Annotated in this window: 18 protein-coding genes; 9 read left to right on the top strand and 9 right to left on the bottom strand. The window is 74.6% G+C overall.

Features of this window, described 5'->3' with window-relative positions:
• Window positions 1–86: 86 nt before the first annotated feature.
• Window positions 87–623 carry a GNAT family N-acetyltransferase gene (locus ACIQ9P_RS09010; RefSeq protein WP_402352090.1) on the bottom strand — a complete coding sequence of 179 codons (537 nt, stop codon included), beginning with the start codon at window positions 621–623 and terminating at the stop codon, window positions 87–89.
• Between the two features lie 143 nt (window positions 624–766).
• Here ACIQ9P_RS09010 and ACIQ9P_RS09005 point away from each other — a divergent pair, with 143 nt between their 5' ends.
• Window positions 767–1,843: an MsnO8 family LLM class oxidoreductase gene (locus ACIQ9P_RS09005; protein ID WP_402352087.1), complete on the top strand. Its 1,077-nt coding sequence runs from the start codon at window positions 767–769 to the stop codon at window positions 1,841–1,843.
• On the opposite strand, the gene ACIQ9P_RS09000 is transcribed toward ACIQ9P_RS09005, so the two are convergent.
• From ACIQ9P_RS09000 to ACIQ9P_RS08970, 7 genes are all read right to left on the bottom strand, one after another.
• Window positions 1,777–2,760: an aldo/keto reductase gene (locus ACIQ9P_RS09000; protein WP_402352084.1), complete on the bottom strand. Its 984-nt coding sequence runs from the start codon at window positions 2,758–2,760 to the stop codon at window positions 1,777–1,779. The genes ACIQ9P_RS09005 and ACIQ9P_RS09000 overlap by 67 nt on opposite strands.
• A 2-nt stretch (window positions 2,761–2,762) precedes the next feature.
• Window positions 2,763–3,803, bottom strand: a complete 1,041-nt coding sequence (locus tag ACIQ9P_RS08995; RefSeq protein WP_402352081.1) for an NAD-dependent epimerase/dehydratase family protein — start codon at window positions 3,801–3,803, stop codon at window positions 2,763–2,765.
• Window positions 3,804–4,008: 205 nt separating this feature from the next.
• Entirely contained in the window at window positions 4,009–4,989 is a 981-nt protein-coding gene (locus tag ACIQ9P_RS08990) for a hypothetical protein (protein ID WP_402352078.1), read from the bottom strand.
• A complete protein-coding gene (locus tag ACIQ9P_RS08985; protein WP_402352075.1) occupies window positions 4,986–5,954 on the bottom strand; it encodes a hypothetical protein in 969 nt (322 codons plus the stop codon). Before ACIQ9P_RS08985 ends, ACIQ9P_RS08990 begins: the two co-directional genes overlap by 4 nt.
• A complete protein-coding gene (locus ACIQ9P_RS08980) occupies window positions 5,951–6,829 on the bottom strand; it encodes a hypothetical protein (RefSeq protein ID WP_402352073.1) in 879 nt (292 codons plus the stop codon). Before ACIQ9P_RS08980 ends, ACIQ9P_RS08985 begins: the two co-directional genes overlap by 4 nt.
• A 42-nt stretch (window positions 6,830–6,871) precedes the next feature.
• Window positions 6,872–7,663 (bottom strand): hypothetical protein, encoded by a 792-nt coding sequence (locus ACIQ9P_RS08975; RefSeq protein WP_402352070.1) that lies wholly within the window; start codon window positions 7,661–7,663, stop codon window positions 6,872–6,874.
• Between the two features lie 406 nt (window positions 7,664–8,069).
• Window positions 8,070–9,038 carry a LuxR family transcriptional regulator gene (locus tag ACIQ9P_RS08970; protein WP_402352067.1) on the bottom strand — a complete coding sequence of 323 codons (969 nt, stop codon included), beginning with the start codon at window positions 9,036–9,038 and terminating at the stop codon, window positions 8,070–8,072.
• A gap of 216 nt (window positions 9,039–9,254) precedes the next feature.
• Between ACIQ9P_RS08970 and ACIQ9P_RS08965 the strand changes: the two genes are divergently transcribed.
• The 4 genes from ACIQ9P_RS08965 to ACIQ9P_RS08950 all read left to right on the top strand — a co-directional run bounded on the left by ACIQ9P_RS08965 (window position 9,255) and on the right by ACIQ9P_RS08950 (window position 12,488).
• Window positions 9,255–10,397 carry an alpha/beta hydrolase gene (locus ACIQ9P_RS08965; protein ID WP_402352064.1) on the top strand — a complete coding sequence of 381 codons (1,143 nt, stop codon included), beginning with the start codon at window positions 9,255–9,257 and terminating at the stop codon, window positions 10,395–10,397.
• 121 nt (window positions 10,398–10,518) lie between these two features.
• Window positions 10,519–11,643, top strand: a complete 1,125-nt coding sequence (locus ACIQ9P_RS08960) for an RICIN domain-containing protein (RefSeq protein WP_402352061.1) — start codon at window positions 10,519–10,521, stop codon at window positions 11,641–11,643.
• 197 nt (window positions 11,644–11,840) lie between these two features.
• Window positions 11,841–12,239 (top strand): ASCH domain-containing protein, encoded by a 399-nt coding sequence (locus ACIQ9P_RS08955; protein ID WP_402352059.1) that lies wholly within the window; start codon window positions 11,841–11,843, stop codon window positions 12,237–12,239.
• 72 nt (window positions 12,240–12,311) lie between these two features.
• The gene (locus tag ACIQ9P_RS08950) at window positions 12,312–12,488 is read left to right on the top strand and encodes a hypothetical protein (RefSeq protein ID WP_402352056.1); all 177 of its coding nucleotides are present in this window, start codon (window positions 12,312–12,314) and stop codon (window positions 12,486–12,488) included.
• Window positions 12,489–12,731: 243 nt separating this feature from the next.
• Here the strand turns inward: ACIQ9P_RS08950 and ACIQ9P_RS08945 are convergent, their stop codons facing one another.
• On the bottom strand, window positions 12,732–13,118 hold the full coding sequence (locus ACIQ9P_RS08945; protein ID WP_402352053.1) for a DUF302 domain-containing protein: 387 nt from the start codon (window positions 13,116–13,118) through the stop codon (window positions 12,732–12,734).
• Window positions 13,119–13,565: 447 nt separating this feature from the next.
• Between ACIQ9P_RS08945 and ACIQ9P_RS08940 the strand changes: the two genes are divergently transcribed.
• The 4 genes from ACIQ9P_RS08940 to ACIQ9P_RS08925 all read left to right on the top strand — a co-directional run bounded on the left by ACIQ9P_RS08940 (window position 13,566) and on the right by ACIQ9P_RS08925 (window position 21,982).
• Window positions 13,566–14,885 carry a discoidin domain-containing protein gene (locus tag ACIQ9P_RS08940; RefSeq protein WP_402352050.1) on the top strand — a complete coding sequence of 440 codons (1,320 nt, stop codon included), beginning with the start codon at window positions 13,566–13,568 and terminating at the stop codon, window positions 14,883–14,885.
• A gap of 2 nt (window positions 14,886–14,887) precedes the next feature.
• Complete coding sequence (locus tag ACIQ9P_RS08935) at window positions 14,888–16,171, top strand: MFS transporter (RefSeq protein WP_402352714.1); 1,284 nt, start codon at window positions 14,888–14,890, stop codon at window positions 16,169–16,171.
• Window positions 16,168–17,241: a hypothetical protein gene (locus tag ACIQ9P_RS08930; protein WP_402352047.1), complete on the top strand. Its 1,074-nt coding sequence runs from the start codon at window positions 16,168–16,170 to the stop codon at window positions 17,239–17,241. The genes ACIQ9P_RS08935 and ACIQ9P_RS08930 overlap by 4 nt, the downstream gene beginning before the upstream one ends.
• Window positions 17,242–17,635: 394 nt before the next feature.
• The gene (locus ACIQ9P_RS08925; protein ID WP_402352045.1) at window positions 17,636–21,982 is read left to right on the top strand and encodes a molybdopterin-dependent oxidoreductase; all 4,347 of its coding nucleotides are present in this window, start codon (window positions 17,636–17,638) and stop codon (window positions 21,980–21,982) included.
• The last annotated feature ends 25 nt before the right edge of the window (window positions 21,983–22,007 follow it).

Raw genomic sequence — 22,007 nt, 5'->3', positions numbered from 1 at the left:
CTCAGCCCCTGCTGAGAAGCACCGTGGAGCGGGGCCGCCGGTCGTTCGAGTGCGGACGACCGGCGGCCCGTGGTTCTCGGGACCGGCTACGGCTTCCCGGTCCAGTCCTCGGCCAGCAGACCGAGCACGACCTCGTCGAGGAACTCGCCGTACACCCAGGCGGACCGGCGGGTCCGGCCCTCGACCGCGAAGCCCGAAGCCTCGGCGGCCCGGATCATCGGCTGGTTGTCGGCCAGGGTGTCGACCTGGAGCCGGTGCAGGCCGCGCACCGTGAACCCGTAGTGGCACAGCAGTCGCACCGCCTCGCCCGCCAGGCCGCGCCCGCGGAAGGCGGGCCGCAGGGCGAGGCCGAGGTGGGCGAGGCGGTTGTGGGTGTCGATGCCCCACAACAGCGCTTCACCGGCCAGTTCGCCGGAGGCGAGGTCCACCACCGAGAAGAGGGCCGCGTCGTCCGCGGGCGGCGTCACGGCGTACGGGGACTCCGCCGCGCCCGGGGAGATCGGCCGCCACGGCCGGGAGTCGGCCCGGGAGCGGGTGGGGACGTCGTCGTGGAGCTCGCGCTGGAGCACCGCGACGTCGCTGTCGTGGCGCGCACGGAGGGCGATCCGGGAGTTCTGTAGCATGTCACATTGCTACTGGTTGCGGCGTGGCCCGGCAATCGGTTTTCCGCCGCCCCGCCTCGCCTCACCCGGCCCCGCCCCGCCTCGCCTCACCCGGCCCCGCCCCGCCCCGCCTCACCCGGCCCCGCCCGGCCGTCGGACGGGGAATGTCGGTGCCGGGAGTGGCTGTTGCCACGGAGGTGACCGCCTCACCCGCCTCGCCCGCCCTCCGCCTCTCCGTACTGGACCGCTCCCGGACCCGCCGGGGGGAGGAGCCCGCCCGGGCGCTGCGCGACACCGTGGCCTTCGCGGTGGAGGCCGAGCGGCTCGGCTACCACCGGTTCTGGGTCTCCGAGCACCACGGGGTGCCGGGCGTGGCCGGTTCGGCGCCGACGGTGCTGGCCGCGGCGGTGGCCGCGGCGACGTCGCGGATCCGGGTCGGCACCGGCGGGGTGATGCTCCCCAACCACCGGTCCCTGGTCGTGGCCGAGCAGTTCGGTGTGCTCGCGGCGCTTTTCCCCGACCGGATCGACATGGGCCTCGGCCGGTCGGTGGGCTTCACCGACGGCGTCCGCCGCGCGCTGGGCCGGGAGAAGGACGCCGCCGACGAGTTCCCGGAGCAACTCGCCGAACTCCTCTCCTGGTTCGACCCCGCGGCGCGCGGCCCCGGCGGCGTGCACGCCCGCCCCGCCGAGGGGCTGGACGTCCCCGCGTTCGTGCTGGCCACCGGTGCGGGCGCGGACGTCGCCGCCGACGCCGGTCTGCCGCTGGTGATCGCGGCCGTGCGGGGCGAGGAGGCGATGCGGGCCGCGATCGACCGCTACCGGCAGCGCTTCCGGCCCTCCGCCCGCGCCGGGCGGCCCTACGTGGTGGTGTCGGGGACGGTCGCGGTCGCCGGGACGGAGGACCGGGCCCGGGAACTGCTCGTCCCGGAGGCGTGGTCGAGCGCCCACAGCCGCACCCACGGCGAGTTCTCGCCGCTCGAACCCGCCGAGGAGATCCTGGCCAGGCCGATGGCCCCGCGCGAGCGCACCGCCTTCGAACAGGCCCTCGGCGGCCACATCGCGGGCACCCCGGAGCAGGCCCTCGACGCGCTGACGGGCCTGCTGGAGCGCACCGGCGCGGACGAGTTCCTGGTCACCACCAGCACCTACGACCGGGCCGAACTGTTCACCTCCTACCGGCTGTTGGCCGAGGCCGCCGGGCTGGCGGGGTCGGTCGGGCTGGCGGGGTCGGTCGGGTAGGCGGGCCGGGCGAGGTCGGCCGGGTCGGCGAGGCCGGTGAACGGGCCGTTCAGGGAAGCGAGTTCGGCGGCGTCGAGGACGAGGCCGGCGGCCGCCGCGCTGTCGCGGACGCTGGCGGGGCGGCGGGCGCCGGGGATCGGGACGACGGCGGGGGAGAGGGCCAGCAGCCACGCCAGACCGACCTGCTGCGGTGAGACCCCGCGCGCCTCGGCGATCCGGTGGAAGGCGGTGCGGGCCGGGACGCCGTCCGCCGGATCGTCCAGCACGCTCCGGGCGAGGCCGCCGAGCGGGCTCCAGGGCAGGAACGCCAGGCCCAGTCGTTCGGCGAGCCGCAGCTGCGGCAGCGAGGTGCGGTCGGCCGGGGAGAACCGGTTCTGCACCGAGACCAGCCCCGGGCCGAGGATCTCCCGCGCCGTCAGGATCTCCCGCTCGTCGACGTTGGAGATGCCCGCAGCGCGGATCTTCCCCGCGTCCAGCAGTTCGCGCAGGGCTCCCACCGACTCCGCCCAGGGCACCCGGGGATCGGGCTTGTGCAGCTGGTAGAGGTCGATCGCGGCCACGCCGAGGCGGCGCAACGACCCCTCGCAGGCCCGCCGGAGGTGCTCGGGCCGGCCGTCGACCGTCCACGAGCCGTCCCCCGGGCGCCCGCGCCCGCCCTTGGTGGCGACCAGCACGGCCGCCCGGTCGGCGGCGGAGCGGGCGGCCAGCGCGCGGGCGATCAGACGCTCGTTGTGGCCGATCTCGTCGACGTGCCAGTGGTAGGAGTCCGCGGTGTCGAGCAGGGTGACGCCCGCGTCGATCGCGGCGTGCAGGGTGGTGAGGGCGGCTCCGGGGTCGGGGCGCCCCTCCACCGAGAGCGGCATCGCGCCGAGCCCGATCGCGCCGGTGCTCCGCTCGCCGATGGTGCGCTGTCGCACGGTCACACGTCCTTTCCGGTAGTGGCTTCGAGGGTGGCGCCGGCTTCGGCCACGGCGGCCGGCAGCCAGGAACCGAGCGGTGAGAAGGACAGGCCGAGCGATCCGGCCCGCCGGGTGTCCATCGGGTACCAGCGGTCGAAGGAGAACGGCGCGTGGTCCGCGCCCTCGGCGGGCCGGTACCGGGCGGTCGTGCCGAGCTGTCCGGCGATCAGCTCGCACAGACCGACCGCGTCCAGTGGCTCCGCCGAGGCTGCGTTGACCGCGCCGACCGCGGGCGAGGCGGCTACCGCGGCCAGGGCGGCGGCGATCTCCTCGTGCCGGACGAACGAGGTCGGCTGCGGCCGCTCGTGGACCGCGACCGGCCGCGCCGCGGCGATCGCCCCGGTGAAGTGCGCGAGCCGCCCGGTGAAGTCCATGGCCCCGCCGCCCAGGACGTGGGCGCTGCGTACGCTCGCCCAGCCGAACGGCGGCCGCCCGGCGGCGAGTACGGCCTCGGCCTGGCGCTTGCCCTCGGCGTACGCGGTCGCGGGGTCGAAGTGCCGGGCGAGGGCCGCCGCGTCGTGCCACGGCAGGTCGAGGTCCACCGGCCAGTTCGTCGGGTCGACGGCGTCCTCGGTGACCGCCACCCCCGGGGTGGTGCGGACCAGTGGCGAGGTGGCGGGGTCGTAGACCTCCATGGTCGAGGTCATCACATAGCGGTCGGTGCGCCCGGCGAAGACCCGGCGGGCGACCTCGGCCTGGAGCGGGGTGTACAGCACCTGGTCGATCACGGCATCGAAGCCGCGGTCGCCGAGCGCGGCCGTGAGCGCGTCCTCGTCGTCGCGGTCGGCCCGGACGTGGTCCACACCGGGCGGCGGTGGTGCGGATCCCCGGTTGATCAGGGTGACCTCGGTGCCGGCGGCGCGCAGCAGGGTGACCAGGTGGCGGCCGAAGTACCTGGTCCCGCCGATCACGGCGACCCGGCGCGGAGGGCGGTTCGGGGTGGTGCCGGTGCTGGTGTCGGTCGTCCTCGCGGGGGTGGATCGCGTTGCGGAGTGGTTCATGGTGATCACTCTGCCGCCGGACGGCCATCAGCAGAACTACCGATCTGCTGAACACGTCATCAGCTGGACTGGTGACCGGAGTGCCGGGCCGGAGCGGGAGCCGGAGCAGGACCAGCGGGTCGGTGCGGAAACGGCGGACGGGCCGGGCGGGGGTGCCGCCCGGCCCGTCCGGACCGTTCCGTCCGCTCCCCGCCGTCCGCGGCGGTCAGGCCAGCAGGTCGGACTGGAGGGTGACCACCTGTCGGAACGCGGTGGTGGGCACACCCTTGGGGTTGGTCATGGTGACCACGCCCGTGACACTTCCGGCCGAGAGGAACGCGATCCGGGTCGCGGCCGGGGAGCCGGGCACCTCGCGAGTGGCGAGGTCGACGCCGTACACCGTGTCCCAGCCCTGGGTCTCACCGGCCCGCAGATCCGGTGTGTCCTTCGGTACGCCCGTGCTCCGCAGCTTGTCGAACACCGGCCAGGCTTCGGCCTGGGAGCCGAACGCCAGCAGCCGGATCTGCGTGCGGGTGCCGTCGGCGGCGGTCCACTCGCGGACGGCCGCGTCGCGGCAGGCGTTCTGCAGCAGCAGTGCCTGGAGCGTGCCCGAGTCCTTCCACTCGGCGGTGATCGCCTCGCACGGGACCCGGCCGACCGGGGCCGGGCCGGGAGCGGGCGAGCCGGACGCGGTCGCACCGGACGCGGGCGAGGACACCGGTGCCGAGCCCGAAGCGGAGGGGGACGCGGACGTCGGGCCGCTTCCGGTCGGTGCCGGGACGGCCGGGGCGGCGGTCGGCACGAGTGAGCCGCCCGCCTCGGCGGGCACCGGCAGGAGGAGGGCGCGCAGTTCGGCCGCGTGCCGTCCCTTGTTCTCCCGCGGCGCCGGCTGACCGGAGGGCAGCTGCGGGAGCACCAGGGCCGGGAAGGTGTACCGGCCGTCCTTCGTGGTCGCCAACCCGGGCAGGTCGGTGCGGTCCGGCGCCGTCACGGCCAGCGCCGTCCCCGTGCCGGCCAGGGCGCAGACCACGACGGCCGCGCTCCACCGCACGGCCGCCCCGCGCCGCCGGGTACGGAGGGCCGTCCGCTCGCCGTCCTCCGGGCCGGCGGCGGTCGTCCCCGCGACGGTGGGGCCCTGGACCTCCTCGGGCGGGACGGGAGCCTCCGCCGGGGCGGTGGCGTCCTGCTGCGTGGCGCTGTCGGTCATACGGACGCTCCCGGGACGGCGAGGCGGTCGAGCTGCTGGGCGAGGAGGGCGACGATCCGGTCCTTGGGCAGGGGGGCCACGCCCTCGACCGCCATGACGACCAAGAGGTCGCCCTCCGCGGCCGAGCACTCCAGGCGGTCGATCGGCGCGGACGGCGGAGCCGGCAGCAGGTAGCAGTGCGCCTCGGCATGGCCGGGCACGGCGGGGCCGGTGCGGAAGATGCCGGTCTCACCGGTGAAGATCGCGGTGTACTCGTTCAGCTTCTGCACCTCCTGCTGGTTGAACTGGTGCAGCCTCATGGTGACGGTCAGCTCGCCCGCCTGCGTCGTGTAGGTGCGCACTCCGGCGGCCTTCACATGCAGGTCGTTCCAGTACTTGCGGACCTTGTCCTGCTGCTCCTTGGGTATCGGCAGCACGTCGTCGCCCAGTTGGGCGGCGAGCAGCTGCTCGCCCGTCAGCTCGACGTCGTTGCCGAAGCCGCCGTCGTCCGGGCCGGGCCCGTAGCCCGCCGGGACGGGCAGCAGCAGGTCGCGCAGCGAACCGAAGTGGTTGCCGTTGGACTTCGCGCCGAACGGGGTGGCGGTGGCCCCGGGCGTGGGCGCGGAGGCCGGCGCCGGGGCGGCGGCCGCGGGTGCCGGGTCGTCGTAGCGGACCTCGATGATGCCGATCCCGATCACCACGCCGACCAGGGCCGCGGCCACGGTCGCGCCGCCCGCGCGCAGCAGTCGGCGCGGGGGCCGGGGCGCGGACGGCGCCTCGGGGGCGGAGCCTTCGGGGAGTCCGTACGTCGGCACGGGCGTCGGTACGGCCGGGGCCCCGGGCGTCGGTACGGCCGGAACCTCGGGCGTCGGCAGGGCAGGGGCCTCGGGCGTCGGCACGGTCGGGGCCGCGGACGAGGGGGCAGCCGGCACTGCCGGCACCGGCGCGGCCGGGGTGCCGGGGACGATCAGGTCGCTGTCGCTCATGCCAGCCGCTCCCACTGCCGCTTGGCGAGGTCCTTGACGACCTCGGGGGACACCGGTCGGGTGCCGAACACCTCGACCTCCATCACGACGGTTCCGCGCTGCGCGACCGCGTCGGCACGGTAGAAGGTCTCGGTGGTCTCGGCCCAGTACGAGGCCCTGGAGTCCACCTGGTAGCCACCGTTTGCCTCGGGTGCGAAAGGTTCGAGGGACCGGCCCAGGATGCGGGCGGTGGCCTCGGATGCCCGGTCGGCCGTGTACTGGACCAGCGAGATCCGGACCTGGAGATCGCCGTGCTTCCAGTCGATCTCCACGGCGCGCCGGAAGCCGTGGGTGTTCAGCTGCTTGAACACGGCCTCGGTCCTGCCCTCGTGCTCGGCCAGCTCGCCGGCCGAGATCCAGCTCGGGGTGTCCGGGTTGTCGTCCCACGGCTTGCTGCCGCTCGGGGCGGTGAGCAGCAGTTTGCGCAGGTCGCCGTCGATGGCGAGCGGCGAGGGCGCGGCGGCGGCCGCCGCGGCCGGGTCCAGTGCCCCGGCCGGGTAGGACGGCAGCGCGACCTGGATCGGCGGCAGCGGCGTCGGCGGCCGGTTCGCCTGGACCGCGTAGCCGGCGCCGCCGCCGGCCAGAGTGCCGAGCACGAGCCCGGAGGCCAGCAGCAGGACCGGGCGCGGACGGCGCGGACGGCGGGCGGGCGGCTCGCCGGGGCTCTCCGGGAAGGGCGCGGTCTCGGTCGGCGCGGCCTCCGGGAAGGGTGCGGCCGCGACCGCGGCGGACAGCAGGTCCGGAGCCCCGACGGGCGGAGCGGGCGGCGGCGCGTCGGCGGGCGGAGTGGGCGGTGGCGCGTCGGCGGGCGACGGCGCCACGGGTTCGGTGGTCATGCGAGGGCTCCAGGAAAGGTGAAGGGGCGGGCCGGCGGGGGCTCAGCGACCGGAGGTCAGCCAGTCGCGCTGGCGCTTCATCAGCTCGCTCAGCAGCGCCTTGTCCGGGTTGCCCTTCATGTCGACGTCGATGACGTACTGCACGTCGCCCTGGCTGGAGATGCCGCTCATCGAGCCGGTGTACGCCTGCTGCCGGGGCTTGTCGATGTATCCGTGGGCGGTCGGGTCGCCGATGATCTCGACCGGTTCGAGGTCCATGGTGTAGTCGCGGGCGAACTCCGTGGCCCGGGCGGTGCTGGAGAAGCGCAGCAGGGTCACGGTGACCTCGGCCTTGCCGTCCGCCGTGCGGTAGGTGCGGGTGGCGGAGTCCTTGTAGCCGAGGGTCCGGAGCGTCTTCAGGATGTCCGCGCCGCCGCCGAGCTGCTCGCCCATGTCCTTGTCCGTCAGCAGCGTGCCGTCGGCGGGGCCGTAGGACTCGCCGCCCTCGGGGATCGGGAGCAGGAAGTACTGCAGGTCGCCGTCGTGCCGGCCGCCGTTGCCGACGGTGCCCTTGAGGGTGCTCGTCGGGGCGGGGGCGGGCGCCGGTGCGGCCGGGAGAGCGGTCGTCGGCGTGGCGGAGGCGGCGGCAGCGGCCGACGGCGGGGCGCTCGGGCTGCCGCTCGCCGTCGCGGCGGCCGTCGCGGGCGCCGTCACGGCGGTGGCCGGACGGTCGTCCGGCTTGCCGACGGCCACCGTCACGGTCGCGCTGACCGTCGTCACGGCGAGCAGGCCGGCGGTCGCCAGGGCGACGCTCAGGGCCCGCGGCCGCTTCCGGCCGGGGACGGCCTGGGGCACCGCGGACGGAACCGCCTCAGGAAGCGCGGTGGGCGATCGGGTCGATTCTTCCGACGGTGCGCCGGGGCCGGATACGGCGGACGGGTCCGGTGCGGGCGCCCGCGCCGCGTCGGCGGCAGGCGGCACGTGATCGTGCGCGGACAAAGGGATTCCCCCAGGAAAGCAGCGAAAGGTTTCGCGCGCGGCCGCTCACGGGCATCTCGGCGGTCGTCAGGGCCGCACAACACGCGTCTGACTGGAATTATGAGAGCCTCTCCGTCACGGTGCCAACAAGATCAATCACCGCACTCCGGCCGAATTCCCGATCAAAGCGACGCGCCGTGATCGAACCGAAATCGATGGCCGCCTCCCGCTTGCGCGGGCCCGGTCGTTCGCACAGGTGACGGGGTGATCCGTTGCCCCGGCGTCAGAGCCAGCCGCGCCGTGCCGCCTGCACCCCGGCCTGGAAGCGGGTGGTGGCGCCCAGGCGGGCCAGCAGGGTGGCGACCCGCCGGACGACGGTGCGCCGCCCCAGGCCGAGGCGCCGGGCGATGGCGTCGTCGGTGGCGCCGCTGGCCATCAGGACGAGGATGCGGCGGTCCCGGTCGTCGATCTGGAGGCCGGCGCCGGCGGTCGAGGCGGGCACGGCGAGGCGCCAGAACGTCTCGAAGACGGCGGCCAGGGCGTTCAGCAGGCTGGACGGGCGGACGAGCAGCGAGACGACGCCCGCGCGGTCGTCGGCGGACAGGGTGACGATGGCGAGGTCGTCGTCGCCGAGGGCGAGTTTGAGCGGTGGTTCGTCGAGTGTCCTGGCCTGTTCGCCGGCCTCGATCATCCGTGCCATGTTGGGGCCCGCCACGGGGTCGTCGAAGGCGCAGCCGCCGTAGATCGAGCGGTAGACGACCCCGGCGGCCATCCGCTGACGCTGCAGCACCTCCTGGTCCAGGTAGTGCGCGGAGTCCCCGGAGTACGGCGGGACGTCGATCACCCGCACCTCGCGGCGGGCGGCGAGCTGCAGGTGCCGGCCGGCCGCGAGCACCTCTGCGTGGTTCTCGACCACCTCCAGCGCGGCGTAGCCGCCGGCGCCGCGGCGGGCCCGGCGGTAGATCCGGTCGAGTTCGGCCGCGGCCCGGCGGGCGTCGGCGCGGCGGGCGGAGTCGCGCTGGAGCGCGGCCTCGACCACCTGGCCGGGCGGCAACGCCTCCCAGGTGAGCCGGCGGCGGTCGCATGCCGTCACGATGCCCTCGGCGGCGAGTTCGCCGAGCAGGGCGAGCAGGGCGTCCTCGTCGATCCCGGCCGCCGCCGCGAGGTCCGGCAGGCGCGCCTGCGGTCGGCCGATCAGCCAGTGGTAGACCCGGCCGCGCTCGGAGTCCGGATCGAGCACGTCGTGCAGCACGACACCCCCTAGTTCGTCATGTCCATGGCGACAGGATCGTGGGCGAAGCCTACCCGCCCCCGTGGCGCACATGCGCCGGTGGCCCAACCGGGCCGCCGGACGCTCTGGCGCACGGCGGGCTCGCCTCGCGAGAGTTGCTCGGTGTCCGCACAGTTCGCCGCGCGCCCCAACCGGGTGCCCGGCGCACGGCCGCGCCCTCACGCCCAAGGACGATCCATGACAGCTGTTCCACCCGCCGCCCGGTCGGCGTCGTTCCCCCGCTCCGCGCGCTCCGCCCGGACCGGCGGCTTCGCCCGTGCGAGAACGGCCGCCGCCGCCCTCGTCGGCGCGCTCGTGCTGCTCCTCCTGCCGGGCGTGTCGGCCGCGCGGGCCGAGACGCCCGGCGGCCCGCCGCCGATGCGGGACGGCTTCGGCCTGACCCAGGTCGGGACCGCCACCGGCAGCGCCACGAACTTCGTCCTCACCGTGACCACCCCGGAGGTCGCCGGCGAGCACACGATCCGGATCCTGCTGCCCGCCGACTACGCGACCCACCCGGCCGAGCGCTATCCGGTCCTGTACTTCCTGCACGGCGCCTCGGACAACCCCGCCAACCCGGGCCTGGCCTACCCCGCGCTGACCGCGGCGACGTCGATGATCACCGTGATCCCCGACGGCGGCCTCCGGGGCTGGTACACCGACTGGATCGACCGGACCACCGCGGCCGGGGCCCAGAACTGGCAGACCTTCCACCTCAACCAGGTGCTCCCCTTCGTCGAGGCCAACCTCCGCACCCTGACCGACCGGAAGCACCGCGCGGTCGGCGGCCTTTCGATGGGCGGTTTCGGCGCGCTGCACTACGCCCAGACCCGGCCGGAGCTCTTCGGCCACGTCCTCACCATGTCCGGCGCCGACGACCTGTCGGCGGACGAGATGGTCGTCCGCGGCGCCGTCGTCGGCACCCTGACCAACGCGGGCACCGTGCTCTGCGGCCCGAACGGCGGCCGGCCGTGCGGCCTGGACTTCGGTCCCACGGTCTCCAGCGACGCGATCTTCGGCACCCCGTACCCGGTGTTCAACGCCGACTGGCGCTGGAACGCCGCCGACCCGGTGGCCCACGCCGCGACACTTGCCGCCACCGACATCGCCGTCTACACCGGCAACGGCAACGGCAACCCCGCCGGCATGGAGTTCTGGGCCGAGGGCACCGCGAAGCGCTTCACCGACCGGCTGGACGCCCTCGGCATCCCGCACCGCTACGTGAACTACGGCAACGGCGCGGGCTGGGGCCCCGCCTGCGACGGCGGCCACAGCTCCGGCTGCTGGGCCCAGGACCTCGTGGACTACGTGCCGCGCCTGGAAGCCGCCTTCGCCTCCTGACCCCGGCCCGGCCCCGTGGACCGGCCCCACTCACTCCGCCGCTCCCGTCCCCTGGCGTGCCCGTCCCCACGCGGGCCGCCACCGAACCACGGCTGCCCTTCCCGACGAAAGGACCCGACCCGTGCCGTCCACCTCCGCCCCGCCCGCGGCCCCGTGCCGCCCCGCGTCCTGGCTGCGCCTGCTCGCGGCCGTCCTGGTCACCTGCTGCGCCGCGCTGGGCCTCACCGCCGCGCCCGCCACGGCGGCGCCGCGCGCCGGAACGGCCGCCGCCGGAGCGCCCGCCGCGGCCTGTGCCACCCCGCAGCAGTGCCTGACCATCACCTCGCTCAGCAACGGTCGCCGACTCGACGTCCAGAACGGCTCGACCGGCGACGGCGCGTACATCGTCACCAACTCGTCGCCCGGCTACCACCAGTCCTGGCGGCTGAACGTCGACCCGGCGGACTCCTCGTTCACCATCGTCAACAACACCACCGGCAAGTGCGTGGACCTGGCCTGGTTCACCCCCGCCCTGCGGCAGCAGACCTGCGCCGGACAGGCCAGTCAGAAGTGGTTCCTCCAGCCGGTCGCCGGGGCCGAGGACTCGTTCATGATCCGCCACCAGGGCGACAACACCTGTCTCGACCTGCTGCTCGGCGGCAACTACGACGACGCCTGGACCGACCAGTACGCCTGCAACGGGACGGTGAACCAGCGCTGGTCCACCGGCTTCCCGGTGGCCGCCCGCAACCTCGCCGTCGACCACGCCGCCAAGCAGTGCCAGAAGGACATCTCCAGCTGCTCCTGGGCGCTGACGAGCGAGGCCCCGGCGGCGCCGCTGCCGAAGATCTGCGTCTCCTCGGTGTGGTTCAACAACACCTCGGGCTCCGTCCAGCAGGCATTCTCGGTCACCAACATGAGCGGCTGGTCCAACAGCATCGGGGGTGACATGGGGACCCAGATCTCCGGCGGCGTGCCCGGCGGGGCGCTCACCACCGTGATCAGCACCGCGCTGCACTACAACAACGTCTGGCAGGGCTCGACCACCGTCAACAACAGCGTCGCGGTCAACGTCCCGCCCCAGCAGTACGGCTGGGTGACGCTCGCCGAACTGGCCCGCAAGGTCACCGGCACCTGGACCTTCGACGCCCACGGCCTCCCCTGGACGGCCGAGGACACCATCACCGTCCCGCTCACCTCCGACCCGCAGGCCGGCGCGACGCTCTACATCGCCAACACCAGCCCCACCTTCACCAACTGCGCCTGACCTCCCGGTCACGGGGGCCACGGAGGTCACGGGGGACGGGGACGGGGGACACGGGGGTACGGCGGACGGACCGGGCGGCGCGACCGCCCGGTCCGTCCGTGTGCGGCCGGGGCGCGGTCCGCGTCCGGTACGGTGCGGGCGCGGAGACCCGGGCGGCGGCCGGCCGCCGGGACCGTGCGAGGGAAGGGACGGCCGGCATGTGGCCCCGCGTCAACGGCATGCGTTCGATGGAGCTCGGCACCCCGGACGGCGTCCGCGCCGCGCTGAACTCCCTGGTCCTGGAAGGCCGGAAGACCGCCACCACCGGCCTGCTCGCGGAGTACGCCAAGGAGTCGGAGGAACTGGAGCTCCCCGGTGAACGGCTGGCGCTGGTGGACGACGACGGGGGATTCGTCGCCACGATCGAGATCACCGCCGTCGAGGTGACCACCTTCGGCGCGGTCACCTGGGAGCACGCACGGGCGGAGGGCGAGGGGGACGCCTCGCTCGCGGAGTGGCGCGACGGCCACCGCGGCTACTGGGACCGGATCGGGACCCCGGTCGAGGAGGCGACCGCCGTGGTCTGCCTCGCCTTCCGCCTCCTCGGGGACCAGTGACCGAAAAAATACCCCCCCAGGTATCCTGAAGTGGAAGGAAGACCTTCCCCACCGGATACGAGGAGTCCCGAGATGTGTCGACGTACCACGTGCCGCACCTGCGGCAAGGCCGGCTACGCGGGGTGCGGTATGCACGTCGAGCAGGTACTGGCCGGCGTTCCCGAGGCCGCCCGCTGCACCTGCGACCGGAACGCCGCCGGCGGGTCCGGCCTCGGCGGCCTCCTGGCGAGGATCCTGGGCCGCCGCTGAGGGCGATCGAGGCTGTTGTGGCAGATCCCCGGGCCGCGCCCGCGCCCGCGCCTCGGGGAGGCCGAGGCGCGGGCGCTCGCCCCCCAGGTGGCCCAGTGGCTGGATCGCGGGGCGACCCGGGCGGACCTCGCCGCGGCACTGCTGGCGGGCCTTCCGCTCCGGATCGACTCGGCGGTGGCGGCGCTCCGCCACCGCCTGGAACGCAGGTTGCCGCCCGCGCAGGCCCCTGCGCGGGCGGCCTGCCTAACCGAGGGTGGCCAGGGCCGCGCGCAGCCGGGTGGCCGCCTCGTCGGCGACGGCGGCCAGTTCGGGCTTTCCGGTGACCTGGACCAGGAGTTGCGGGTCCATGGCCTCGACCATGGTGCCTTCGTCGACCGTGCGGACCACGACGTTGCAGGGCAGCAGCAGCCCGATGTGCCGGTCCGCCTCCAACGCGCGGTGGGCGAGGGGCGGGTTGCAGGCGCCGAGGATCAGGTAGTCCTCGATGTCCTCGTCCAGTTTGGCCTTGAGGGTGGCCCGGACGTCGATCTCGGTGAGGACGCCGAAGCCCTGGTCGGCGAGTGCGGCCCGGACCCGTTCGACGGTCTCGGGGAAGGACAGGCCGAGGGTGACGGCGATCCCGTGGTCCATGTGGTGCTCCGTTCCTGGTGCGGCGTGGCCCCCCGTCCGGGCCGCCCGTGCGTCGTGCTGGCCCCTCCACTGTACCCCCGGGGGTATTTTTCCGGAGTCGCGCCGAGGTCCGGACCGGAGGCGTGTCGACGGTCGGTCGACGCACGGCCGTTTGGCGGCAAGGGAGTTCGAGGGCGGGTTCGCACGGGAGTTCGGCACGCTGCAGGTATTGTCAGGAAACTTTACTTACCACTAGGCTCCCCGACGGCGGCTTGGCGCGGTGCCCGCTCTGCCGGGGTGTGACGCGCTCAGTGAGAGCTCTGACCCGGCCGCCGCGGCGGTGCGGGCCGTCGCTCTGCCGGCGGGGCTCACGCACGGGCTGCGCCGGAGTCCAGCTCTCGCCGTCATTCAAGGTCAGGGAGTCCAGGGATGCGTCCCGAAGTCTCGGTAAGGCCCATACACATCGGAGTGTTCGCCGCCGTGCTCGTGCTGGTGGGCGGACTGTTGCTCGGCTGGTCCGAGCGGGCGGGAGCGGCGGCCGATCCGCTGCTCTCGCGGGGCAAGGCCGCCACGGCCTCGTCCACGGAGAGCTCGTCGTACGCGGCGGGCAAGGCGTTCGACGGGAACACCGGCACCCGGTGGGCGAGCGTCGAGGGGAAGGACCCGCAGTGGCTGCGGGTCGACCTCGGGGCGAGCGCCACCGTCTCGCGGATCAAGCTGAGCTGGGAGGCCGCGTACGCGAAGGCGTACCGCCTGGAGGTGTCCGCGGACGGGACGACCTGGACCTCGGTCGCCGACGAGAAGGCGGGCAACGGCGGGACGGACGACTGGACCGGCCTGAGCGGGAAGGGCCGCTACGTCCGGCTGTACGGGACGGCGCGCGGCACGGCCTACGGCTACTCGCTGTTCGAGATGGAGGTCTACGGGACCACCGGTGGGACGCCCTCGCCCACCCTCCCGTCGCCGACCGGGACGACCGCGCCCGGCGGGGCGTTCACCGTGGTCGCGGCGGGTGACATCGCCGCCCAGTGCACCGCCTCGGACAGCGCCTGCGCGCACCCGAAGACCGCCGCCCTCGCCCAGCGGATCGACCCGAAGTTCTACCTGACCATGGGTGACAACCAGTACGACGACGCCCGGTTGGCCGACTTCCGCGACTACTACGACAAGACCTGGGGCGCCTTCAAGGCGAAGACCCACCCCGTCCCCGGCAACCACGAGACCTACGACCCGGCCGGCTCGCTCGTCGGGTACAAGTCCTACTTCGGCAGCATCGCCTATCCGCAGGGCAAGAGCTGGTACAGCTTCGACGAGGGCAACTGGCACTTCGTCGCCCTGGACTCCAACGCCTTCGACCAGGCCGCCCAGATCGACTGGCTGAAGGCCGACCTCGCGGCGAACGGCAAGAAGTGTCTCGCCGCCTACTGGCACCACCCGCTGTACTCCTCCGGCGGGCACGGCAACGACCCGGTCTCGCGGCCGGTGTGGCGGATCCTCTACGACGCCAAGGCCGACCTGGTGCTCAACGGGCACGACCACCACTACGAGCGGTTCGCCCCGCAGGACCCGGACGGCAAGGCCACCGCGGACGGGATCGTCGAGATCGTCGGCGGGATGGGCGGCGCCGAGCCCTACCCGATCGAGCAGGTCCAGCCGAACAGCCAGAAGCGGATCAGCGGCGAGTACGGCGTGCTGAAGCTCGACTTCACCGACTCCGGCTACGGCTGGAGCTACATCGGCACGGACGGCAAGGCCAAGGACACCAGCCCGAACTACAGCTGCCACTGATGATGTACCTGGCCACCACCGGCCGCCGTGCGGACGCGCCGCCCCGCCCCGAGGGGGTGGGGCGGCGCGTCCCCGGTACGGTCGTCGCGCTCGGCGCGGTCAGCCTGGTCACCGATGTCTCCTCGGAGATGGTCACCGCCGTGCTGCCGCTCTACCTGGTGCTGGGCCTCGGCCTGTCACCCCTCCAGTTCGGCTTCTTCGACGGGCTGTTCAACGGCGCCACGGCGCTGGTCCGGCTGCTCGGCGGACGGCTCGCCGACCGCGGCGGCGGCCGGCACCGGACCGTCGCCGGGGCGGGCTACCTGCTCTCGGCCCTCTCCCGGCTCGGCCTGCTGCTGGCGGGCGGGGCGGCCGGCGGGATCGCGGCCGCGATGGCCGCCGACCGGCTCGGCAAGGGCGTGCGAACGGCCCCCCGGGACGCGATGATCACGCTCAGCGCGCGGCCGGAGGACCTCGGCCGGGCGTTCGGCGTGCACCGGGCGATGGACACCACCGGGGCGCTGCTCGGTCCGCTGGTCGCGTTCGTCGTCCTGTGGGCGACGGCGGACGCCTACGACGCGGTGTTCGTGGTCAGCTTCGCCACCGGGCTGCTCGGTGTGGTGGTGATGGGGCTGTTCGTCCCCGCCGACCCGGGGGCGCCGGGCCGGACGCCGACCGCCCTTGCCAGGCCGACCCCTCCTGCCGCGCCGGCCCGCGCCGCGAAGCCCGCCCGGACCGTGCCCCGGGTGCTCGCCGACCCCGCCTTCCGGCGGGTGGTCGCCGCCGCCTCCCTGCTCGGCGCCGCCACCATCGGCGACTCCTTCCTCTACCTGCTGCTCCAGCGCGGCCTGGACCTCCCGGCCGCGCTCTTCCCCCTGCTGCCGCTCGGCTCGGCGGCCTGTTACCTGGTGCTCGCCGTTCCGGCCGGGCGGCTCGCGGACCGGAGCGGGCGGCGGGTCCCGTTCCTCCTCGGCCACAGTGCCCTGCTCGCCGCCTACCTCACCCTGCTGGCCCCGGCCGGCCCGGCGGTCGCCGTGCTCGTGCTCGTCCTGCTCGGTGTCTTCTACGCCGCCACCGACGGCGTGCTGATGGCCCTGGCCGCGCCCGCGCTCCCGGTCCGGGGCCGGGCGAGCGGCCTGGCCGTTCTGCAGACCGGCCAGGCCCTGGCCCGCCTGGTCGGCGCCGCCGGCTTCGGCGCGGCCTGGACGTGGTGGGGGCCGCGCCCCGCCCTCGTCGCGGCCGCCCTCGCCCTGGCCGCCGCCCTCGCCGCCGCCTGGCGGATCCTGCCCGGAGGGAAGGTCCGATGACGACACACCCGATCACAGCGCACCGGACGGAGCCGGACCGGCCCGAGCAGCACGAGCCGGGCCCGGCCGCGCGCCGTTCGATCACGTCGCGCCCGCTGCTGCTGCTCCTCGCCCTCCTCGTCCTCGTGGGCGGCTCGGCCGGATACGTCCTGCACGCCCGGCAGCGCGACGACGGGCCGAAGCTCGTCGGAGCCGAGGCCACGTTCACCCTGGACCGGCCCGGCCTCTACTACCGCGACACCGCCACCGGCCGCGTCGCCCGCAGCCCGGACGGCACGCCGGACGGCCCGTCCTGCGCCCGGTTCTACGCGGCGGGGGACCGGGCCCTGTGCCTGCGCGCCCTGCCCGGCACCCCGGCCCGCACCGAGGCGGTGGTCTACGACCGGCACTTCGCCGAGATCCGCCGGGTGACGGTGCCCGGCATCCCGAACCGGGCCCGGGTGTCGCCCTCCGGTCAGGTGCTGTCCTGGACCACCTTCGCCGTCGGCGACTCCTACGCCGCCGGCCGGTTCTCCACCCGGACCTCCGTCCTGGACCTGCGCACCGGATATCTGATCAAGTCCGTGGAGGACATCCCGTTGACGATCGGGGACACCCGCTACCACGCCGCCGACATCAACTACTGGGGCGTCAACTTCGCCGCCGACGACAACCGCTTCTACGCCACCGTGTCGACCGGCGGCCGCACCCACCTGGTCGAGGGCGACCTCAAGGCATGGTCGGCCCGCACCCTGCGGGAGAACGTCGAGTGCCCCTCGCTCTCCCCGGACGGGACCCGGATCGCCTTCAAGAAGAAGGTCTCCGCCGACCCGGTCGCCCCCTGGCGCCTCTACGTCCTCGATCTGGCGGACCTCCGTGAGCACCCGCTCGCCGAGACCCGCAGCGTCGACGACCAGGCCGCCTGGCTCGACGACAGCACCCTCGCCTACGCCCTCCCGGCCCACGGGGGCGGGAGCAAGGCCACCGACGTCTGGTCCACCCCCGCCGACGGCAGCGGGGCGCCGAGCCTCGTCCTCCCCGGCGCCTCCTCCCCGGTCACCGTGCCGCCGGCGTCGTCCGCGCCGCACTGACACCTGCCCCGTCGCCGTCCGTCCAGCACCGCCCCGGTGCGAGGACGCCGCCGCGCCCGCCACCGCCCGTCCGCCGACGGGCCGGTCCGGGCGCGGCGGCGTCTTGGCAACGGGGCGCCCGTCGTGGCACTGTGCGGAGGCGGTCGGCCGGTGGGACGGTCGGGCGGGTCCGCGGGGTCGGGCGCCTGCGGCGGGTCCGGCGGGCGGTGCGGCGCGGCCCCGGGTTCACCGGGGCGGGGCGCCGGCCGTGCGGCGGGGTTTACGCACGGCGTCCGGGTTCGTGATCTCGTGTTAACGCCGTCTTCCTACGGTGCCGGTGGTGGGTCTCCCCACCGTCGGACGGCACGGACCAGCAGGACCGGGGCCGCAGATCGCGACCTGAGAGGGAGCCGCAGTGACGGTACCGGGCCCGGACCTCGTCCGGAGCGTGCGCAGCGTCTGTTCCTACTGCGGTGTCGGCTGCGGCCTGCTGCTCGACGTCGCGGTGGACGGGACCACGGGCCGCCGTACGGTGGTCCGGGCGACCGGCGACCGGAACCACCCCGCCAACGGCGGACGCCTGTGCACCAAGGGCGCCACCACCGCCGAGATGCTCGCCGCTCCCGGACGGTTGGGCACCGCGCTGGTCCGGGCCGAACGCGGCGCCGAGGCCCGCCCGGAGGACGTTGACGCCGCCATCTCCGACACCGCGCGCCGACTGCGGGCGGTGCTCGACGAGCACGGGCCGGACGCGCTGTCCTTCTACGTCTCCGGCCAGCTGACGCTGGAGGCCCAGTACCTGGTGAACAAGCTCGCCAAGGGCTTCGTCCGCACCAACCAGATCGAGTCCAACTCCCGGCTGTGCATGGCGAGCGCGGGCAGCGGCTACAAGCTGTCGCTGGGCGCGGACGGGCCGCCCGGCTCCTACGGGGACCTCGACCACGCGGACGTCTTCCTGGTGATCGGCTCCAACATGGCCGACTGCCACCCGATCCTGTTCCTGCGGATGATGGACCGGGTCAAGAAGGCGGGCGCCAAGCTGATCGTGGTCGACCCCCGGCGCACCGCGACCGCCGCCAAGGCCGACCTGTTCCTCCAGATCCGGCCCGGCACCGACCTGGCGCTGCTCAACGGACTGCTGCACCTGCTGGTCGAGAACGGCGACACCGACCCGGCCTTCATCGAGGAGTTCACCGAGGGCTGGGAGCAGATGCCCGGCTTCCTGGCGGACTACCCGCCCGCCGAGGTCGCCCGGACCACCGGACTCGCGGAGGAGGACATCCGCGCCGCCGCCCGGCTGATCGGCTCGGCGGGGGAGTGGACGAGCTGCTGGACCATGGGGCTCAACCAGTCCACCCACGGCACCTGGAACACCAACGCCCTGGTCAACCTGCACCTGGCCACCGGCGCGATCTGCCGCCCCGGCAGCGGCCCGTTCTCCCTCACCGGCCAGCCCAACGCGATGGGCGGCCGGGAGATGGGCTACATGGGTCCCGGTCTGCCCGGGCAGCGCTCGGTGCTGGACCCGGCGGAACGGGCCTTCACGGAGGAGCTCTGGGGCCTGCCGCCCGGCACGCTGCGCACCGAGGTCGGCCGGGGCACCGTCGAGCTGTTCTCGCGGATGGCCGAGGGCGGGATCAAGGCGTGCTGGATCATCTGCACCAATCCGGTCGCCTCGGTCGGCAACCGGAAGACCGTTATCGCCGGTCTGGAGGCCGCCGAACTCGTCATCACCCAGGACGTGTTCGCCGACACCGAGACCAACGCCTACGCCGACGTGGTGCTGCCCGCCGCCCTCTGGACCGAGACCGAGGGGGTGCTGGTCAACTCCGAGCGCGGCCTCACCCTGGCCCGCCCGGCCGCCGACCCGGTCGGCGGGGCGCTGCCGGACTGGCGCATCATCGCCCGGGTGGCCTGCGAGATGGGCTTCGCCGAGGGCTTCGACTACGGGAGCGCGGAGGAGGTCTTCGAGGAGTTGAAGCGGGCCTGGAACCCGAAGACCGGCTGGGACCTGCGCGGCGTGACCTACGACCGGTTGCGGGACACGCCCGTGCAGTGGCCGGCCGCCGATCCCGACGGGCCGGAGCGCAACCCGGTCCGCTACCTCAACGACGGGGTCAGCCAGACGCTGCTGGAGCGGCCGGACGGGAGCCGGCCGAGGCTGGCCTTCCCGACCCCGTCCGGCCGGGCGGTGTTCTTCGCCCGGCCGCACCTGCCGCCCGCCGAACTGCCGGACCAGGACTACCCGTTCTGCCTCAACACCGGCCGGCTGCAGCACCATTGGCACACCCTCACCAAGACCGGCCGGGTCCCCGCGCTCAACCGGCTCGCCCCCGGACCGTTCGTCGAGATCCACCCGCAGGACGCGGAGGAGCTCGGTGTGGTGGACGGCGACCGGCTGGAGGTGGCGTCGCGGCGCGGGCGGGCGGTGCTGCCGGCGGTGGTCACCGACCGGGTGCGGCCGGGGGACTGCTTCGCGCCGTTCCACTGGAACGACCTGTTCGGCGAGTACCTCAGCATCAACGCCGTCACCAGCGACGCGGTCGACCCGGTGTCGTTCCAGCCGGAGCTGAAGGTCTGCGCGGTCGCGCTGCGGCCGGTCGCGGCGCCGGTCCCGCAGGAGGCGGGCGGGCCGGCGGCGGAGCCCGTGGTGTCCGCGTCGCCGGTGCCGGGGGTTGGGCCGGTGCCGTCGGCGGAGCAGCGGCCAAGTCCGGCCGGGGGCTCGCAACTCGCCGCGCTGGCCGGGCTGCTGGGTGTCGACTCGGTGGAGGCACCGCGGCTGACGGCTGCCGAGCGCACCTATCTGGCGGGGTTCCTGGCCGGCGTCCCGTCCGCGTCGGCCGGGGCCGCCGGGGTCCCGGTGCTGCCGCCGCAGGCGCCGGTCGACCCCGAGCGGGCGCGGTGGGTGAACGGGGTGCTGGCCGGGGCGTACTCCCGTCTCGCGGTGGGCACGGTGGGCACGGCGAACGCGGTGGGCACGGCGAACGCGCGGGAAGCCGCCGGAGCCGCCGGAGCCGCCGCGGGTCACGGGGTCGTTCCGGCGGCGGCCGCGGCGCCCGGGCGAGCCGTGACCGTGCTGTGGGCCTCGCAGACCGGCACCGCCGAGCGGATCGCCACGGCGGTCGCCGAACGCCTGGCGGCCGAGGGCTGGCAGCCGCTGCTGCTCGCCATGGACCAGGCCGGACCGGCCACCCTGGCGGCCGGGGCCCCGGTGCTCCTGATCACCAGCACCTTCGGCGACGGCGAGGCCCCCGACAACGGCGCCGGGTTCTGGGAAAGGATGCTCGCCGACAACGCGCCGGACGCGGACGGGCCGCGCTCCGCCGACGGCCTGCGTTACGCCGTCCTCGCGCTCGGTGATTCGAGCTACAGCGACTTCTGCGGCCACGGGCGGCGCCTCGACCAGCGGCTCGGAGAGCTCGGCGCGACCAGGATCGCCCCGCGCGCGGACTGCGAGCCCGACTACCAGGACGCGGCCGACCGGTGGCTGGAGCAGGTGGTGGCCGCCCTGGCCGCCCCGGCCGCCCCCACCGCGCCGGTCCCCCCGACGCCTCCGCCGTCGCCCGCGGCGGCCCTCCCCGCACCCCGGACCGGGTATGCGAAGGAGTCGCCCTTCGGCGCCCGGCTCACCGGCAACCGCCTGCTCAGCCTGCCCGGCTCCGGCAAGGAGGTCCGGCAGTTCGCCTTCGACACCCGGGGCGGCAGTGGCAGAGGCAGCCGCAGCGACGGCGGAGGCGACGGCGACCACGGCGGTCTCGCCTACCGGGCGGGCGACGTGCTGGGCGTCCGCGCGCGGAACTGCCCCGAGCTGGTGGCCGAGTGGCTGGCCGTCACCGGTCTCGACCCGGACGCCCTCGTCACGGTCCCCGGCGCCGGGGAACTCCCCTTCGCCGAAGCCCTGGGCGATCACCTGGAGATCGCCCGGATCACCCCGGAACTGCTCCGGTTCGTCGGGGAGCGGTCGGGCGACCGTGCCCTCAAGCGGCTGCTGCGGCCGGACAACACCGGTGAACTGGCCAAGTGGAGCTGGGGCCGGCAGGCCGTCGACGTGGCCGCCGCGCCGGGCGTCCGGGCCGGGGCCGCCGAGTGGGCCGCCGTACTGAAGCCGCTCCAGCCCCGGCTGTACTCGATATCCTCCAGTCCGCTCGTCCACCCGGACGAGATCCGGGTGACCGTCTCGGTGGTCCGACACCCCAACCCAGCCGGCCGGATGCGCTTGGGCGTCTGCTCCAGCTACCTCGCCGACCGCGCGGCCGACGGCGAGGTGCCGGTCTTCGTCAGGCCCACCAGGCACTTCCGGCCCCCGGCGGACCCGGCCACTCCGATGATCATGATCGGTCCCGGCACCGGCGTCGCTCCCTTCATCGGGTTCCTGGAGGACCGCCGGGCCCGTGGCCACACCGGCCCCAACTGGCTGTTCTTCGGCGAGCAGCGGCAGTCGACGGACTTCTACTACCGCGAGGAACTGGCCGACTTCCGGGCCTCGGGCCACCTCGACCGCCTCGACCTCGCCTTCTCCCGGGACCAGCGCAACAAGGTCTACGTCCAGGACCGGATGCGCGAGCACGGCCTCGGACTCTGGGACTGGCTCCAGAACGGCGCCCACCTCTACGTCTGCGGCGACGCGGCCCGGATGGCCCGGGACGTGGACCGCGCGCTCCGCGAGATCGCCCGCACCCACGGCGGCCTCACCGAGGAGGAGGCCGCCGTGCACCTCAAGCAACTGGCAGCCGACAAGCGGTACGTGCGCGACGTCTACTGACCCCGTCCGGGGCGGCTGCCCGCCG

The organism is Kitasatospora sp. NPDC094019 (assembly GCF_044764505.1).
Lineage (GTDB): Bacteria > Actinomycetota > Actinomycetes > Streptomycetales > Streptomycetaceae > Kitasatospora.
The sequence above is the reverse complement of the archived record's forward strand: the minus strand, read 5'-3'. Positions and strand labels throughout refer to the sequence as shown.